17 protein-coding genes and 1 pseudogene are annotated in these 15,041 nt (G+C 70.2%); 15 read left to right on the forward strand and 3 right to left on the reverse strand.

The genetic code is table 11. The annotated features are described in order from the left end of the window. Positions 1 to 252 precede the first annotated feature (252 nt). Positions 253 to 450, forward strand: a complete 198-nt coding sequence (locus ACWEEU_RS11445) for an SCO2195 family GlnR-regulated protein (protein WP_385747923.1) — start codon at positions 253 to 255, stop codon at positions 448 to 450. A gap of 73 nt (positions 451 to 523) precedes the next feature. Further along, a complete protein-coding gene (locus tag ACWEEU_RS11450) occupies positions 524 to 1,228 on the forward strand; it encodes a DUF4191 domain-containing protein (RefSeq protein WP_199583505.1) in 705 nt (234 codons plus the stop codon). Positions 1,229 to 1,360: 132 nt separating this feature from the next. Here the strand turns inward: ACWEEU_RS11450 and ACWEEU_RS11455 are convergent, their stop codons facing one another. Further along, a complete protein-coding gene (locus ACWEEU_RS11455; RefSeq protein ID WP_385747925.1) occupies positions 1,361 to 1,828 on the reverse strand; it encodes an RDD family protein in 468 nt (155 codons plus the stop codon). A gap of 212 nt (positions 1,829 to 2,040) precedes the next feature. Here ACWEEU_RS11455 and glnA point away from each other — a divergent pair, with 212 nt between their 5' ends. Continuing rightward, the gene (gene glnA / locus ACWEEU_RS11460; protein ID WP_385747927.1) at positions 2,041 to 3,450 is read left to right on the forward strand and encodes a type I glutamate--ammonia ligase; all 1,410 of its coding nucleotides are present in this window, start codon (positions 2,041 to 2,043) and stop codon (positions 3,448 to 3,450) included. 90 nt (positions 3,451 to 3,540) lie between these two features. On the opposite strand, the gene ACWEEU_RS11465 is transcribed toward glnA, so the two are convergent. Beyond that, entirely contained in the window at positions 3,541 to 4,149 is a 609-nt protein-coding gene (locus tag ACWEEU_RS11465) for an ALF repeat-containing protein (protein ID WP_385747929.1), read from the reverse strand. Between the two features lie 198 nt (positions 4,150 to 4,347). Here ACWEEU_RS11465 and htpX point away from each other — a divergent pair, with 198 nt between their 5' ends. From htpX to ACWEEU_RS11505, 8 genes and pseudogenes are all read left to right on the forward strand, one after another. Then, positions 4,348 to 5,268 carry a zinc metalloprotease HtpX gene (htpX, locus tag ACWEEU_RS11470; RefSeq protein ID WP_385747930.1) on the forward strand — a complete coding sequence of 307 codons (921 nt, stop codon included), beginning with the start codon at positions 4,348 to 4,350 and terminating at the stop codon, positions 5,266 to 5,268. 2 nt (positions 5,269 to 5,270) lie between these two features. After that, positions 5,271 to 5,867, forward strand: coding sequence for a PspA-associated protein PspAB (pspAB, locus tag ACWEEU_RS11475; protein ID WP_451731077.1), 597 nt, complete (start codon positions 5,271 to 5,273; stop codon positions 5,865 to 5,867). Between the two features lie 297 nt (positions 5,868 to 6,164). Beyond that, positions 6,165 to 6,452, forward strand: a complete 288-nt coding sequence (locus ACWEEU_RS11480) for a lactococcin 972 family bacteriocin (RefSeq protein ID WP_385747934.1) — start codon at positions 6,165 to 6,167, stop codon at positions 6,450 to 6,452. A 133-nt stretch (positions 6,453 to 6,585) separates the two neighbouring features. Further along, positions 6,586 to 8,673, forward strand: a complete 2,088-nt coding sequence (locus ACWEEU_RS11485; protein WP_451731080.1) for a bacteriocin-associated integral membrane family protein — start codon at positions 6,586 to 6,588, stop codon at positions 8,671 to 8,673. Positions 8,674 to 8,701: 28 nt separating this feature from the next. Then, positions 8,702 to 9,370, forward strand: coding sequence for an ABC transporter ATP-binding protein (locus ACWEEU_RS11490; RefSeq protein WP_385747938.1), 669 nt, complete (start codon positions 8,702 to 8,704; stop codon positions 9,368 to 9,370). Then, a complete protein-coding gene (locus tag ACWEEU_RS11495) occupies positions 9,367 to 9,492 on the forward strand; it encodes a hypothetical protein (RefSeq protein ID WP_385747940.1) in 126 nt (41 codons plus the stop codon). The genes ACWEEU_RS11490 and ACWEEU_RS11495 overlap by 4 nt, the downstream gene beginning before the upstream one ends. A gap of 43 nt (positions 9,493 to 9,535) precedes the next feature. Further along, positions 9,536 to 10,450, forward strand: a pseudogene (locus tag ACWEEU_RS11500) (phosphotransferase family protein); the annotation flags it as partial. Between the two features lie 132 nt (positions 10,451 to 10,582). Further along, positions 10,583 to 10,798 carry a hypothetical protein gene (locus ACWEEU_RS11505; RefSeq protein ID WP_451731084.1) on the forward strand — a complete coding sequence of 72 codons (216 nt, stop codon included), beginning with the start codon at positions 10,583 to 10,585 and terminating at the stop codon, positions 10,796 to 10,798. Between the two features lie 55 nt (positions 10,799 to 10,853). Here the strand turns inward: ACWEEU_RS11505 and ACWEEU_RS11510 are convergent, their stop codons facing one another. Next, complete coding sequence (locus tag ACWEEU_RS11510) at positions 10,854 to 11,168, reverse strand: hypothetical protein (protein WP_199583519.1); 315 nt, start codon at positions 11,166 to 11,168, stop codon at positions 10,854 to 10,856. 233 nt (positions 11,169 to 11,401) lie between these two features. Between ACWEEU_RS11510 and ACWEEU_RS11515 the strand changes: the two genes are divergently transcribed. The 4 genes from ACWEEU_RS11515 (at position 11,402) to ACWEEU_RS11530 (ending at position 14,983) form a co-directional block, all read left to right on the forward strand. Then, positions 11,402 to 11,770 carry an ArsC/Spx/MgsR family protein gene (locus tag ACWEEU_RS11515; RefSeq protein WP_385747943.1) on the forward strand — a complete coding sequence of 123 codons (369 nt, stop codon included), beginning with the start codon at positions 11,402 to 11,404 and terminating at the stop codon, positions 11,768 to 11,770. 176 nt (positions 11,771 to 11,946) lie between these two features. Further along, positions 11,947 to 12,660, forward strand: coding sequence for a hypothetical protein (locus ACWEEU_RS11520; RefSeq protein ID WP_451731088.1), 714 nt, complete (start codon positions 11,947 to 11,949; stop codon positions 12,658 to 12,660). A gap of 807 nt (positions 12,661 to 13,467) precedes the next feature. Beyond that, positions 13,468 to 14,499, forward strand: coding sequence for a glutamine synthetase (glnII, locus tag ACWEEU_RS11525; protein WP_385747947.1), 1,032 nt, complete (start codon positions 13,468 to 13,470; stop codon positions 14,497 to 14,499). A 361-nt stretch (positions 14,500 to 14,860) separates the two neighbouring features. Next, complete coding sequence (locus ACWEEU_RS11530) at positions 14,861 to 14,983, forward strand: hypothetical protein (RefSeq protein WP_267880469.1); 123 nt, start codon at positions 14,861 to 14,863, stop codon at positions 14,981 to 14,983. The last annotated feature ends 58 nt before the right edge of the window (positions 14,984 to 15,041 follow it).

Consider the following 15,041-nt stretch of genomic DNA (forward strand, 5'->3'; position numbering starts at 1 on the left):
CCCGGGCGCCCGATCGGTGTGAGCAAGCCGTGTGAATTCACGCACAAGTTCCTACTGGCCAGTAATGGCCGAGTCGACGCGGTCCCGGCCGTCCTCGCTGATGAGGGCACCCGCCGGGGCCGCGCCGTCGTACCCGGGGTCCGCATCAGGGCTTCACTGGCGTTTGACCGGTCGGTCACGCCCTGGTAACACCAATCAGTGACCCTGAAATCACGCCCCGTACTCCACCCGCTCCGAGGGGGGACCTCGATCATGCAGGCCGCACCCGTCCGCGCCAACGCCATCCCGTCCCTGAGCGGCGCCCTGCGCGCCGTCGAGTCCCTGCTGATGAACGGCGGTCAGCGCACCGCCCGCCGCAACGCCTGGACCTCGGTCCTGGAGGACCGCCGCCGGGCCAGGGACCGCGTCGAGGCCCAGCAGGTCCTCGACCGCGCCGCCGCCCGTCTCTGACCGTTCCCCGCCCGGGTGTGACCCTCCCGACACCGCCGTCGAGAGCGCTCCGGATGCCACGTAGACTCGTGGCATGGCGAGGAAGGAAACCGCGGCGGACGCCGCGAGCGCAGGGCGACTGAAGCAGATCGCTCTCACGTACAAGATGACCCAGAAGGCCGACAAGACGATCGGCCTGGTACTGGCTGCCGTCGCACTCGGTATCTTCGGTGTCCTCCTCGTGATCGGCTTCCTGGTCGGGCACCCGTACTACTTCGGCTTCGCGGGCCTGCTGATCGGTCTGCTGGCCGCGGCCGTCGTGTTCGGCCGCCGGGCCGAGCGGGCCGCCTTCGGGCAGATGGAGGGCAAGCCGGGCGCCGCCGCGGCGGTGCTGGACAACATCGGCCGGGGCTGGACCACCACCCCCGCCGTGGCGATGAACCGCAGCCAGGACGTCGTGCACCGCGCGGTCGGCAAGGCCGGCATCGTGCTCGTCGCGGAGGGCAACCCGAACCGGGTCAAGAGCCTGCTCGCGGCCGAGAAGAAGAAGATGAACCGCATCGTCGCGGACGTGCCCGTGCACGACCTGATCGTGGGCGGCGGCGAGGGTCAGGTCGACCTGAAGAAGCTGCGCACGACGATGCTGAAGTACCCGCGCGTCCTGACCGGCCCGCAGGTGACCGCCACCAACGACCGGCTGCGCGCGCTCGGCGACCTGATGAGCAACATGCCGCTCCCGAAGGGCCCCATGCCGAAGGGGATGCGCCTGCCGAAGGGCGGCAGCCCGAAGTCCCGCTGACCGGCTTCCCACACGTACGAGAGCGGGGCCCGACCGGAGGAGTTCCTCCCGGTCGGGCCCCGCTCTCGTGTGTTCTCGGTCCTCGCCCGCGCCGTACCGGCTGAATCCGCGCCGCACCGACTGGAGACGGAACTAGATACGGACCTCGACGGTCTTGGCGAGGCGGTCGTGCAGGCCGCGGCCGTCGCGGTCCCAGACCAGGGCGGGGACGGCGAGGCAGAGCAGGACGGTACGGAGCACGGCGCGCAGCGGGTTGACCACGCCGGTCTCCAGGGACACCACGCGCAGCCCGAAGAGCCGCTTGCCCGGGGTGAAGCCGAGGGTGCCGACCAGGACCGCGCTCATCGCGAAGAAGACGAGAAGCGCCCAGTTGCTGGTGGCGGGGCTGTTGCCGTGGGTGATCAGGCCGTATGCGATCAAGACGCACAGCCCCCAGTCCACGGCGAGCGCGCCGAGCCGCCTGCCGGGCCGGGCGACGGAGTTCGGGCCGTCCTCGGGAAGCCCGAGCTGCTCGCCCCGGTACCCGAAGTCCGCGCCCGCCTCTTCCATGGCCGCGCGGGGCCCGGAGAGCCACGATCCCATTGCTTGCCTGTTGTCCACCCGTCCACGGTACTGTGCCCGGTTTCGATCACCGCGTGGAGGGGGGTTCCGGGGCTACGGTGGAGGGGCGGCCGGTTAACTTCTGCGAAACAAACGAGTCACGCCCGAGAAACCGCGCATCCCTAGTGTCGGAACCAGCGTGTGCCACCGCACTGGCCGCACGAACCCGATCTGCCACCCCGACCGGACTGGCCGGGAGTAGGAGGAGCTGGATGTTCCAGAACGCCGACGAGGCCAAGAAGTTCATCGCGGACGAGGACGTCAAGTTCGTAGACGTCCGTTTCTGCGACCTGCCGGGCGTCATGCAGCACTTCACCGTGCCCGTCGAGGCGTTCGACCCGGACGAGGAGCTGGCGTTCGACGGCTCGTCGATCCGCGGTTTCCAGGCCATCCACGAGTCCGACATGGCGCTGCGCGCCGACCTGTCGACGGCCCGTGTGGACCCGTTCCGCCGCGACAAGACGCTGAACATCAACTTCTTCATCCACGACCCGATCACGGGCGAGCAGTACTCCCGTGACCCCCGCAACGTGGCGAAGAAGGCCGAGGCGTACCTCGCCTCCACGGGCATCGCGGACACCGCGTACTTCGGCCCGGAGGCGGAGTTCTACGTCTTCGACTCGGTGCGGTTCGCCACCAGCGCGAACGAGGCGTTCTACCACATCGACTCCGAGGCCGGCGCCTGGAACACCGGCGCGGTCGAGAACAACCGCGGCTACAAGGTCCGCTACAAGGGCGGCTACTTCCCGGTGGCGCCGGTGGACCACTTCGCCGACCTGCGCGCGGAGATCTCCCTGGAGCTGGACAAGGCGGGTCTGAAGGTCGAGCGCCAGCACCACGAGGTGGGCACGGCCGGCCAGGCGGAGATCAACTACAAGTTCAACACGCTGCTCGCCGCGGCCGACGACCTCCAGCTCTTCAAGTACATCGTGAAGAACGTCGCCTGGCGCAACGGCAAGACCGCGACCTTCATGCCGAAGCCGATCTTCGGTGACAACGGCTCGGGCATGCACGTCCACCAGTCCCTGTGGTCCGGCGGCGACCCGCTCTTCTACGACGAGGCCGGTTACGCGGGCCTGTCGGACACCGCCCGCTACTACATCGGCGGCATCCTCAAGCACGCCCCGTCGCTGCTGGCCTTCACCAACCCGACGGTGAACTCGTACCACCGCCTGGTGCCGGGCTTCGAGGCGCCGATCAACCTGGTGTACTCGCAGCGCAACCGCTCCGCGGCGATGCGTATCCCGATCACGGGCTCCAACCCGAAGGCCAAGCGCGTCGAGTTCCGCGCGCCCGACTCCTCCGGCAACCCCTACCTCGCCTTCTCCGCCCTGCTCCTCGCGGGCCTGGACGGCATCAAGAACAAGATCGAGCCCGCCGAGCCGATCGACAAGGACCTCTACGAGCTGGCTCCCGAAGAGCACGCCAACGTGGCCCAGGTCCCCACCTCCCTCGGCGCCGTCCTCGACCGCCTCGAGTCCGACCACGACTTCCTCCTCCAGGGCGACGTCTTCACCCCGGACCTCATCGAGACGTGGATCGACTACAAGCGCACGAACGAGATCGCTCCGCTGGCCCTGCGCCCGCACCCGCACGAGTTCGAGCTGTACTACGACGTGTGATCGTCGGCGCCCGACCCGGCGCCAAGGACGTGCCCCCGGCTCCTGCTTCGGAACCGGGGGCACTCCCGTGTCTGCCTCTTTGTTTCCTCCTCAGACCTCGTACCGGCCGACCTCGAGGAAGTGGCGCAGGGCCTCCGGAGAACCGTCGTCCAGGGCCGCGTTCGCGGCGGCGCGCAGGGCGGGGCTGGTGTTGGGGTCGGCGAGGATCTTGGCGATGGCGACGCGGTCGTCCTCGGCCTGGGCGAGGACGTAGCCGGACTCCAGCCAGGCGCGGATCTCGGCGGGGTCGTTGCGGTCGAGCAGCTCGTTGACCTCGCGCTTCACCCGCTTGCCGCTGTCGGGGTCGCCGAGCAGGCGGACGAGCGCCACCCGGTCGTCCTCGGCCTGGGCCAACGGGTAGCCGGTCTCCAGCCAGGCCCGCATCTCTTCCACGGTCCCGCTGTCGAGCAGCGCGTTGGCCTCCTGCTTCACGCGCTGACCGCTGTCGGGGTCGGCCAGGATGCGCAGGATCGCGATCCGCAGATCGTCCGCGTCCATGTCGTCGTACGGCGACCCGGCGTCGGCCACGAGGGCAGGAGTCGCCGCGGGTGCGGTCGCCGCGGGCGCCGAGGCACCTGCCGCGAAAGAGGGCGTCGCGAACAGCAACGCCGGAGCCATCGCCCCGGCAGCCACAGCAAGCGTCACACGGGTCAGCCTCACGGGATCAACCACCTCGAGTCGTAGTCGCGACCTGACACAGCGGGGTGATGATGCCAGGCGACGCGGCGAAGATCATTGCCGGAACCATGCAGTCTTCGGGGGACGGCTTTGCTGGATCTGGGCGCGATCGCGGCTCCCCCATGGCCCACCCGGGTGCACACTGGACAGCACGGGGCGCTGAGTGCGGGGTGATGCGAGATGCGGAGCCGCTTTCGGAGTGATCGGCGGCTGACCGTGCGGATGACGGTCACGCTGTTTCTGCTCGGGTTGCTGTACGTGGGGTTCGTGGCCGCGCTGATCGTGCTGCTGAAGTCGTGGCTGCTGGTCGTCGTGCTGGTGGGTGCGCTGTTCGTGGCGCAGTTCTGGTTCTCCGACAAGATCGCGATGTTCGCGATGCACGGGAAGGTCGTGGAGCCGGAGGAGTATCCCGAGCTGCACGCGGTGGTGGACCGGCTGTGCGCGATGGCCGACATGCCGAAGCCCGTGGTCGCCGTGTCGTCCATGGACATGCCGAACGCGTTCGCGACCGGGCGGAACCCGGATCACGCCGTGGTCTGTGTGACCACGGGGCTGCTACGGCGCCTGGAGCCCGCCGAGCTGGAGGGCGTGCTCGCGCACGAGCTGTCGCACGTGGCGCACAAGGACGTCGCCGTGATCACGGTCGCGTCGTTCCTCGGGGTGCTCGCGGGGCTGATCGTCCGGTTCGCCTTCTACTCGTCGGTGCTCGGTTCGGGACGCCGGGACCAGAACACGGCGGCGGTGTTCGCGGCGGTGATCGGGGTCTCGGTCGCGGTGTACGCGATCAGCTTCCTGCTGATCCGCGCGCTGTCGCGCTACCGCGAGCTGGCCGCCGACCGCGCGGCCGCGCAGCTCACCGGCCGTCCCTCGGCGCTGGCGTCGGCGCTCACCAAGGTCTCCGGGGACATCGCCCGTATCCCGACGAAGGACCTGCGGACGGCGCAGGCGTTCAACGCGTTCTACTTCACCCCCGCCACCGGCAAGGAGCCTGGCATCGAGCGGTTCTTCTCCACCCACCCGACGCTGGAGCAGCGGCTGCGGCAGCTGGGCCGGATCTCGGCGGAGCTGGGCGAGGCGGCGGCTCCCGAGTCGGCGGGCTGACCATGGGGCTGCTGGACATCCTCCTGGGGCGTACGAAGCCGGTGCCGCCGGATCTGGACCGGCTGTTCGGGCTGCCGTCGGCGGCGGTGACGCTGGAGGTGGTCTCGGGGTTCACCCCGACCGGCACGGGCGCGGTGTGCTTCGCGACGGTCGAGGGCGCGGCCTTCGAGCAGACCCACCGCGAGGTGCAGGCGCTCCTCGACGCGGACACCGAGCGCACCGGACCCCGGGTGGAGCTGGTCCAGGACGCCCTCGGCTACTCCTGGCTCGTCTCCCGTCGCGCCCCCGACCAGCTCCCCCAGCTGGTCAACGACCTGCACGCGGTCAACAGCTCCATGGAGGTCAACGGCTTCGGCCCCCAGCTCCTGTGCTCCCTGGTCACCTTCACCCGCGACAACCCGGCCGACGACCGCTCCCTCGCCCTCGTCTACCTCTACAAACGCGGCAGCTTCTACCCCCTGTGCACCCACGCCGGCCGCCAGTCCCGCGACAACGCGATGGAACTCCAACTGGCGTCGGTGCTGGAGAACGATCTGCGGATGGAACCGGACAAGTCTCGGTGGTTCCCGTTGTGGGACGCGCCGGGGATGAACGGCTGAAGTCACCGCCGTAGGTCCTCGGGTTCTCGCGCCCTCGCGCCCTCGCCCCGCGCTCACTCACGGTCCGGAATTCGATCACTTCTGGCCAACTCGCACCGCGTGGCCGTCGGACGCCGTCTCTTCGCGATGACCTCCCGAGCCCTTGCCGTGCAAGGAGCTTCCGCCGCGACAGTCCATGATCGACGCGCCAGTTCCGGCCATTCTCAACTCATGAGCAAAAACTAAGCAGTTGCCATGATCATTCCGCGCTGCCAGGATCCGTGATCGCAAAGTTCCGGCAACGAAAGGGTATGTTCGGTGAAGTTCAAGAATGGCCTGAGAGCCGCTGTGGCCGCCGGTGTCCTCGTAGTGGCGGGTGCCGCCCCCGCGCTGGCGACCACGGTCAACGTGGGCGGAGGCACGTGGGACTACGGCGCGGGCACCGCCACCGTGTGGTCGGACTACTACCACCCGACCAAGTGCCACGGCTCGACCTCCGTCGGCAAGACGATCCAGAGCGACACGGCTTCCAAGGACAACTGGAGCATCACTCAGGTCGCGGCCGCGCTCTCCGGCAACGAGACCTACTACAAGACCACCTGCTGATCGCGTCCGGGCGTCGCCGCCCGGAAGCGCACGCCGAGTGGTCCGCCCCGTGGCACCGTCCGCCGGGCGGACCACCCGCTCCCCGTCCGATCTCGTGAGCCGCGCTCCCGCAGTGCCCTGACCAAGGCCCCCCATGCTGCATCGAGGTATCAAGTTCGTCCACGCCGCCGTGCTGGCGTACTCCGCAGTCCTCGCCTTCCTGTTCCTGCGAAGCCTCGACGAGGACTGGGTGCTCGGGCACACGGCCGTCGTGTGGGTGACGGACTCCGACAACTCGGCCAGTGGCGCGCGCGTGGCCCATGACGTGGCGGGGTTCGCCCGGGAGCACCACACGACCGTCGCGCGCGAAGTCCTCGACCTGAAGGACCCGTCGGGGCGCCGGCACCTCTATCTCGCCCCGGGCGGCCCGCATTCGGACTGGCTGAAACAGGGCTACCCCGGCTTCAGCCGCGACTACCACACCGATGTGCACCCCGTGAGCGAGCTGGGACTGCGCGATCCCCGTGGCTTCTACTACGTGTTCGGCTCGGACCGTGCGGCGGCTCAGCTCGCCCGGACGTTCGGCGACCTCGGACTGAAGGCCACGGTCAACCACCCCTTCGCAACAGACCAGTTGAGCGTGACGTACGTGGGCGGCGCCCTCTACCGCTCGTTCTTCGTCGTCGCGCTCGCCGTCGTGACGATGACCGGCGCGGGCGTGATGCTCAACTCGAAGGCGTACGGGGTGCTTCGCCTCCAGGGCATGTCGTTCGGGCAGATCCTGCGCCGTGACCTGCGCCAACTGGGCACGTTCTGGGGCGTGGCCTTCGCCGCGGTGGCCGCCGTGACCCTGGTGGCGCTGGGGATCTACAACGGCCTCGCCTGGCTGGGCACCTTCACCGAGATCGCGCTGGGCGTCACCGCCGTACTCGGTCTGGCGGCGGTCGCGACGCACGCGGCGATGCTCGCCCTCATGTCGCAGACCGACGTACTGTCCGCGCTGAAGGGCCAGTTGCCGGCGCGGACCGCCGCGGTGTGCGCCTACCTCGTCCGCGTCCCCGCGCTCCTGCTGGCGTTGAGCATCGCCTCCGCCGTCGTCCTGGCGGGCCAGGACGTCGTGACGCGGCAGGAGAGCAGCCGGGCCTACGCGGAGATCGGCTCGACCACGTCGATCGCCTTCAACGGCAGCGTCTCCAGCGAATCGGGGCTGCACGCCCTGGACACGCACGTGGCACCGTGGCTGCGCGCGGCAGACAAGGACGGGCAGATCATCTTCGTGGGCCACCGCACCATCCGAGGCCCCGGGCTGGACGCCCTGATGAAGCGCGACGTCCTGATCGTCGACGAGTCGTTCCTCGCCGCACAGCCCGTGCTCGACCGTTCCGGACACCGCCACCCCGCCAAGGCCGCGGGCGCCGACCGGATACGGCTCCTGCTCCCGGAGGACCTCGCCCCGTATGCCAAGCCCCTGCGCGCCCAGGTCCCGGGCCTGGTGAACCCGGTCGATCCGGCCGCCGTGCGCGCGGACCGGGTGAAGACGGAGTGGTCGAAGGACGGCCAGCGCGTCTTCACGTACAACCCCAACGGCCAGCGCCGCGACGGCGAACACCCCGGCGCGGACGACTCCTGGGTGACGGACCCGGTCGTCATCGTCTTCCCGAACGGCTCTCCGCTCGTCAGCGACAAGCTGTACGTCAGCTACGCCTCGCAAGGCGGTGTCGTGTTCCCCGACCCGCGCGACGTCACCGCCGGAGTCAGGGAACGCCACCTCGGCACGTACGTGATGTCGATGACGCCCGTCGCACAGAACGCCGCCGACAAGCTGCGCGATCTGGTCGGGGACTTCAGGGTCCAGCTCTTCAACCTGGCTGTCGCCGTGACGGTGTTGCTCATCACCGGGGTCGGCGTCTGCATCGTCCACTCGCGCAAGAACGCCCAGGCGATCTTCGTCCGGCACATCAGCGGGTGGACCTTCCCCGCCACACACCGCGCCGTACTGCTCCTGGAGGGCGTGCTGGCCCTGCTCCTGGCCGGGTGGCTGCCCTTCCAGGTGTGGCAGCAGAACCAGGAACTCGAGCACTTCAAGGCCCTCGGGGTGCCGGCACCCCGCCCCGCCGCCGAGCTGACCGGGCTCGACCTCGGCGTCGCCGGCGCACTCGTCGTCGTGGAGGTGGCGGCCGTGCTGCTGGCCCTCGCCGCCTTCCACCGCCGCATCGTCAAGGAAGGCGCGACCGAGTCGTGATTCCCCATCGCCGCGCAGGAGTTGCCGCATGATCGAGATCGAGAACCTGTCCAAGTCCTACGGGCCCCGCACCCTGTGGTCCGGCCTCGGCTTCACGGTGGCCCGCGGGGAACTGCTCGCGCTGACGGGTCCGAGCGGCTCCGGCAAGTCGACCCTGCTCAACTGCCTGGGCCTGCTGGACGAGCCCACCTCCGGTGCGATGCGCTACGAGGGGCGGGACATCACCCGCTTCAGCCCGCGTGCCACCCGGCGCTACCGGCGCGACGTCCTGGGCTACCTCTTCCAGAACTACGCGCTGATCGAGAACGCCACCGTCGCCGCCAACCTCGCGGTCGCCATGAAGCCGCGCCGGGCCCGGAAGGACGCCCCGACCATCGCGCAGGCCCTCGATCGTGTCGGTCTGGCCGGACGCGAGAAGGACCAGGTCCACCGGCTCAGCGGCGGCGAGCAGCAGCGGGTGGCGCTGGCCCGGCTCATCGTCAAGCAGCCCGCCCTCGTCCTGGCCGACGAACCGACCGGCGCCCTCGACCACGACAACACCACGATGGTCGTGGACGTCCTGCGCTCCATGAGCGACGACGGCTGCGCGGTCGTGATCGCCACACACGACGACGCGGTCCGCGATCGGTGCGACACCGTACTCACCGTGGGAACCGGAACCCACCCCGAACCCGTCGAGGAAAGGCAACACTCATGAACGCGCGCCTCACCCGCAACATCGTCCTCGGCGTCCTGCTGGTCGCCGTCGTCGCGGTCCTGCTGGTATACGGGGGACATGCGGGCGTCATCCTGGGCCGGATCGCGCTGCGCGTGTTCTGATCCGCGCTCTCTTCGAGGGAGGTTGGCGAGGACCTTGCCGAACGGACTTGAGGAGCAGGGCTGGTCGGCGACCGGGATGTGGGTGGGTGAGCAGCTTCCGGTCGGGAGTGCGGTCGTCAACGCCCGCTCACTTCACGGCGGTTGGTCGTCGCGGATGCGGTCGCTCGATCTGGACGACGGTACGGAACTTGTCCTGCGGTCCTTCGTGAAGCCCTTCTACCGACGGCACGCTCCCGCGCTGCTGTCCCGGGAGGCGGCCATGCTGAAGCTGCTGGCGGACGAGGCGGGTGTCCCCGCGCCGGGACTGGTCGCCGTCGACGCCGCCGGCCAACACTGCGACCACCCTTCCCTGTTGATGACGAAGCTGCCCGGCCGACTTCGCGTGGCGGAGCCGGACCCGGCCGTACTGGACCTGCTCGCGGCTCAGTTGGTCCGCATCCACGCGGTCGTTCCGGAGCCTCGGCCGCGTACCTACGAGGCGTGGACCTCGCCCGAGCGGGTGAGGGCGGTGGTGTCCGGTGGGGTGTGGGAGCGGGCGGTGGAGGTGATCGAGCGGGAACCGCCGTCGTACCGGGGCCGGTTCCTGCACCGGGACTACCACCCCGGGAACGTGCTGTTCACCGGCGAGGGGCGGGAGTCGCGCGTCAGCGGGGTCGTGGACTGGGTGGAGACCTCCTGGGGTCCCGCCGATCTGGACGTGGCCCACTGCTCGACCGCGCTGGCGCTGCTGCACGGCCCGGAACACGGCCTGGCCTTCAGGGGGCGGTACGAACGTCAGGGCGGGCACGGCCTCGCCGACGGCCCGGATCACCTGTACTGGCGCCTGCTCGACGCGCTCGCCTACGTCCCCGATGCGGCCAAACTTGCCGAACCGTGGCGGGAGTTGGGCCGGACGGATCTGACGCCCGAGGTGCTGAGCGGTCGACTGGAGGCGTACGTGAGCGCGCTGCTGAGCTGAGGGGGGCGGCACCGGCGTGGGGCAGGGCAGGCACATGCCCCACACCCACGTGGCCCAGCCCCTGCGCCACATCGACCCGCTCACGACGCTCCGTCCTCCACCTCCCGGCGACGGCCGGAGCGTGTCTACTGGTTGATCCGGCCCGGCACCGACCCGGACGACTGGACCGTCGTCCTCAACGAGGGCCGCGGACCCCTGTGGGAGTTCTACCCGGTGTCGTGCAGCGGGTTCCTCCTGGAGGTGCTCGCCGGTACGACCTCCTCGTTCTACTTGACCGACGTGGACGACGTCGTCGCCCCCGAGGACAGGACGCGTTTCGCCCCCAACGCGGAGATCCTGAACCGGTGACGGAGGGGTGGCACCACAACCCCCGGAATCCGGCGCCACCCCTCCCCACTCGCACCTATCGCATCAACGCCCGCACCATCCGGCACGTCGCCGCGGACGGCGGGTGGACGCCCAGCTTCTCGGCCGTGCGGCGGATGGTCGCGTCGCGGGCCTGGGTCGGCCGGTAGATCCCGGAGTCCAGCAGGGCTATGGCCAGACGCATGGCCTTCAGCCGCCGGTTGTGCGTGACGTACCACTCGCGCGGCTGCCCGGCCGGCAGCGGACTCTTCGCCACCGGCACATACGGCGAGTCGAGCGGCACGGCACGCCTGGCGGTGGACTGGGTGGGCGACGGCTTGTTCTTCACTACAGCGGCAGCGGGCACGGGCATCCTCCTGTCGCGACCGGAGCACCCACCGGAAACCCCGGCACGCACTCTCGAACACTGCTTCAATTCTACTGCGGGGGACTGACATCCGGAGGTCCCTCGAACGCCTCAAATTGCCTCATGAGCAGGACTTTTGGTGTCTCGTCACGCCGGTACCGCTCGCCACTCGCGCGACGCGAGAAAATCGAACACCCGCGACCTGGGAAGCCTTCGGCAGTGCCGCGTACCGTTCCCCCATGGAGATCTGGATCAACCCGAGCTGTTCCAAGTGCCGTAGCGCCCTCGATCTGCTGGATGCCGAGAAGGCGGGGTACACCGTGCGGCGGTATCTGGAGGACGCGCCCGGTGCGGAGGAGATTCGGGAGGTGCTGGGGCGGCTGGGACTGGAGCCGTGGGACATCACTCGGACTCAGGAGGCGGAGGCGAAGGAGCTGGGGGTCGGGGAGTGGGCGCGGGACGCCGGGGCGCGGGAGCGGTGGGTGGCGGCGCTCGCGGCGCACCCCCGGCTGATTCAGCGGCCGATCATCACCGCGGACGACGGGACGGCGGTGGTGGGGCGGACCGAGGAGGCCGTGCGGGAGGCGGTGCGGCGGAGCGCGGGGTGACGTGGGGGCGCGGTGACGGGGCGTGCGGTCGCGGGGTGCGCGGTCACCGGATGCGGGCGACAGCTGCAACTCGGGTGTGACACAGGTTACTTGGACGAGACCGGTAACCGCTGAGTAACGGCGCCCGGCGGCCCGTACATAGCGGCGTACGCTCCCCTACCTCGCAGGAGGCGCGGATGTCGCGCAGGAGACTCGACACCAAGAAGAAGATCGCGCTGCTCGTCAGTGCGGCGGCGGTGGCGGGTGGTGGTGCCTTCGCGCTGGCCACCACCTCCAACGCCGCGCAGGCTCCGAAGGACGCCAAGACGCTGTCCTCGGCGGCGGATTCGACCGTCTGCCAGGGCTTCGCCACGGCGCTCGGCAACAACCAGAAGTTCATCGCCGACCAGAAGGCGAACCCGGACGCGCAGTCCAACGCCCGGATCGCCAACCGTGAGGCGGTCATCGAGCAGATCAAGGTCCAGCAGAAGGCTGCCGGATGCACCGTTGGGGAGTCGGCTCAGGGCTCCCAGGCGGCGCAGGGCGGCCAGCAGGGCAACCAGCAGGCCGGGGGCAACCAGCAGGCCGGCGGGGCGGCGCAGCAGAGCGCTCCGCCCGCGCAGAACGGCGGCGGCAACAACAACGCCGGCGGCGCGGCCTCCGGACAGCAGGTCTGCAAGGGCTCCACCGTCACGCTCTCGGGCGAGGGCGGCGCCCCGGCCGCGTCCAGCAACCAGTTCCCGGCGGGTACGACCCTCAAGGTCACCAACCTGGACAACAACAAGTCGACCACCGTCAAGGTCACCTCGGTGTCCGGCAGTTGCGTCCTGCTCAACAACCAGGCGTTCGAGCAGGTACGGGAGCCGGGCAAGTTCCTCATCCGCCGCGCCGTGATCGAGAAGGTGGGATAAGGCTCGGCCGACCGACAGGAACGCGGTGGGGCGGCGCGCCGTCCCGGCCGGTCCCGCGTGCGGCTGCGCGTGGGGGGAGACGTCCGCCGGTACGGCCGTCTCCACGCGCGGCGGCACTACGCGGCCCGCGCGGCCACTCGTACCGCGTCACGGGTCCTGCTGCTCGCGGCCACGAGCAGCAGGACCGGCTTGTCCAGGGACCGCAGTCCGGCCGTCGTCGGGCGCGGTCCCGGCGCCGGCCGCGTGGCCGGACACCCCGCCGCCGCCTCGAAAGGCGCAGCCGGTCGGGGTCCAGGTCCGCTCCCCCTGCCTCCCGTCCGAGGAACGCGCGCACCCGGCGGGGCGCGGACCGCAGCGGCACCGGCAGGGCATGGAGCCGGTACGCCGCCTTGTACCCGGCGAGACACTGGGCCGGGTCCAGGAGGAACAGGCGGCGCACCCGCTCCGGCCCGCGCAGCGCGCGGTGGCGCCGGGACGGGAGTCCCTCGGCCCGCTGATCGTGCGCTCCGCCGAGCTGCTGCGCGGATGCGACGCAGGGCAGCGGGCCGCGGTCCGGGGACTTCCTCGCGGGGGGGGCGGGACGCGGCGGCCGGAGCGGGAGTGACCCACCCGCCTCCGCCATCCCACCCAACTCCCCCCACAAGGTGAGCCAGGCCACAAAAGGCGCCAGGTAACACGGGGTTCACACAAGGGCAACGGACGGGAAATCGCCTGTTGACAGGCTGCCCCGCAGATCGGCGCGGCACGAGGAGCCGCGGCATCGCGGCACCGAGCGTGCGCCCGAACCACCCCGGAGGAAGTAGCCCCGTGACCTTCAAGGCTGAGTACATCTGGATCGACGGCACCGAGCCGACGGCCAAGCTGCGTTCCAAGACGAAGATCATCGCGGGTGCTCCGGCCGGTCTCGACGCGCTGCCGATCTGGGGCTTCGACGGCTCCTCCACCAACCAGGCCGAGGGCCACGCCTCCGACCGCGTGCTCAAGCCGGTCTTCACCTGTCCGGACCCGATCCGCGGCGGCGACGACATCCTGGTCCTGTGCGAGGTCCTCGACATCGACATGACGCCGCACTCGTCCAACACGCGTGCCGCCCTCGCCGAGACCGAGGAGCGCTTCGGCGCCCAGGAGCCGATCTTCGGCATCGAGCAGGAGTACACCTTCTTCGACGGCGCCCGTCCGCTCGGCTTCCCGGAGAACGGCTTCCCGGCTCCCCAGGGCGGCTACTACTGCGGTGTCGGCGCCGACGAGATCTTCGGCCGCGAGATCGTCGAGGCCCACCTGGACAACTGCCTGAAGGCCGGTCTCGGCATCTCCGGCATCAACGCCGAGGTCATGCCGGGCCAGTGGGAGTTCCAGGTCGGCCCGCTCGCCCCGCTGGAGGTCTCCGACCAGCTCTGGGTCGCCCGCTGGCTGCTCTACCGCACCGCCGAGGACTTCGGTGTCTCCGCCACCCTCGACCCCAAGCCGGTCAAGGGCGACTGGAACGGCGCGGGCGCGCACACCAACTTCTCCACCAAGGCCATGCGCGAGGGCTACGACGCGATCATCACCGCGTGCGAGTCGCTCGGCGAGGGCTCCAAGCCGCTGGACCACGTCAAGAACTACGGCGCCGGTATCGACGACCGCCTGACGGGTCTGCACGAGACCGCCCCGTGGAACGAGTACAGCTACGGCGTCTCCGACCGCGGCGCCTCGGTCCGCATCCCGTGGCAGGTCGAGAAGGACGGCAAGGGCTACATCGAGGACCGCCGCCCCAACGCCAACGTCGACCCCTACGTGGTGACCCGCCTCCTGGTGGACACCTGCTGCTCCGCCCTGGAGAAGGCCAACCAGGTCTGACCCCACCGCCTCACCACCCGGACGGGCGCCCGCTGTGACAGCGGGCGCCCGTCCGCGCGTTCCGGCCAGGGGTCAGGCCGCCACCCCGACCGCACCGTCGCCTGGCCGCCCGGCGGTCCCAGCACGGCGGCATCCCGGCCACCGTGCCGTCCCGCAGCCCACACGTCCCGCCGTGGCGCCACCCCGGCCACCCCGGCCACCCCGCCGTCCACGGACTGAGACGCGACCCCGAGTGCTCACCCGCCCCCAGCGGCGCATCCCCACCTCGCCCCAGGTGAACGGCGGTCGATTCCGGCCAAGCAGGCGTCCGGTCAGTGAGAGACGCCTCCTGTCCGGCGTCCGATTCTGCTTCAATGGGCACATGGCCAGCTTCCAGCAGAACACCGCGACGGGTCGCCATGACCTCGAGCCGTTCTGGCCGTCCCGTCAGCACGACGACTTCGACCGGGTGTGTTGCCGCGCGAGCAGCGCGCGGGCCTTCTGAAGCCGTAACCCCGGCCTCCAGGCACCCGCGCGGTACGACGAACGTCCCGAGGCGCGCC

Source organism: Streptomyces sp. NPDC005004, assembly GCF_053600675.1.

Bases quoted from the DNA above. Each gene is read 5' to 3' on its own strand.
- ACWEEU_RS11445 (WP_385747923.1), top strand. From the start codon at position 253: ATGCAGGCCGCACCCGTCCGCGCCAACGCCATCCCGTCCCTGAGCGGC.
- ACWEEU_RS11450 (WP_199583505.1), top strand. From the start codon at position 524: ATGGCGAGGAAGGAAACCGCGGCGGACGCCGCGAGCGCAGGGCGACTG.
- glnA (WP_385747927.1), top strand. From the start codon at position 2,041: ATGTTCCAGAACGCCGACGAGGCCAAGAAGTTCATCGCGGACGAGGAC.
- htpX (WP_385747930.1), top strand. From the start codon at position 4,348: ATGCGGAGCCGCTTTCGGAGTGATCGGCGGCTGACCGTGCGGATGACG.
- pspAB (WP_451731077.1), top strand. From the start codon at position 5,271: ATGGGGCTGCTGGACATCCTCCTGGGGCGTACGAAGCCGGTGCCGCCG.
- ACWEEU_RS11485 (WP_451731080.1), top strand. From the start codon at position 6,586: ATGCTGCATCGAGGTATCAAGTTCGTCCACGCCGCCGTGCTGGCGTAC.
- ACWEEU_RS11490 (WP_385747938.1), top strand. From the start codon at position 8,702: ATGATCGAGATCGAGAACCTGTCCAAGTCCTACGGGCCCCGCACCCTG.
- ACWEEU_RS11495 (WP_385747940.1), top strand. From the start codon at position 9,367: ATGAACGCGCGCCTCACCCGCAACATCGTCCTCGGCGTCCTGCTGGTC.
- ACWEEU_RS11510 (WP_199583519.1), bottom strand. From the start codon at position 11,168: ATGCCCGTGCCCGCTGCCGCTGTAGTGAAGAACAAGCCGTCGCCCACC.
- ACWEEU_RS11515 (WP_385747943.1), top strand. From the start codon at position 11,402: ATGGAGATCTGGATCAACCCGAGCTGTTCCAAGTGCCGTAGCGCCCTC.
- ACWEEU_RS11520 (WP_451731088.1), top strand. From the start codon at position 11,947: ATGTCGCGCAGGAGACTCGACACCAAGAAGAAGATCGCGCTGCTCGTC.
- ACWEEU_RS11530 (WP_267880469.1), top strand. From the start codon at position 14,861: ATGGCCAGCTTCCAGCAGAACACCGCGACGGGTCGCCATGACCTCGAG.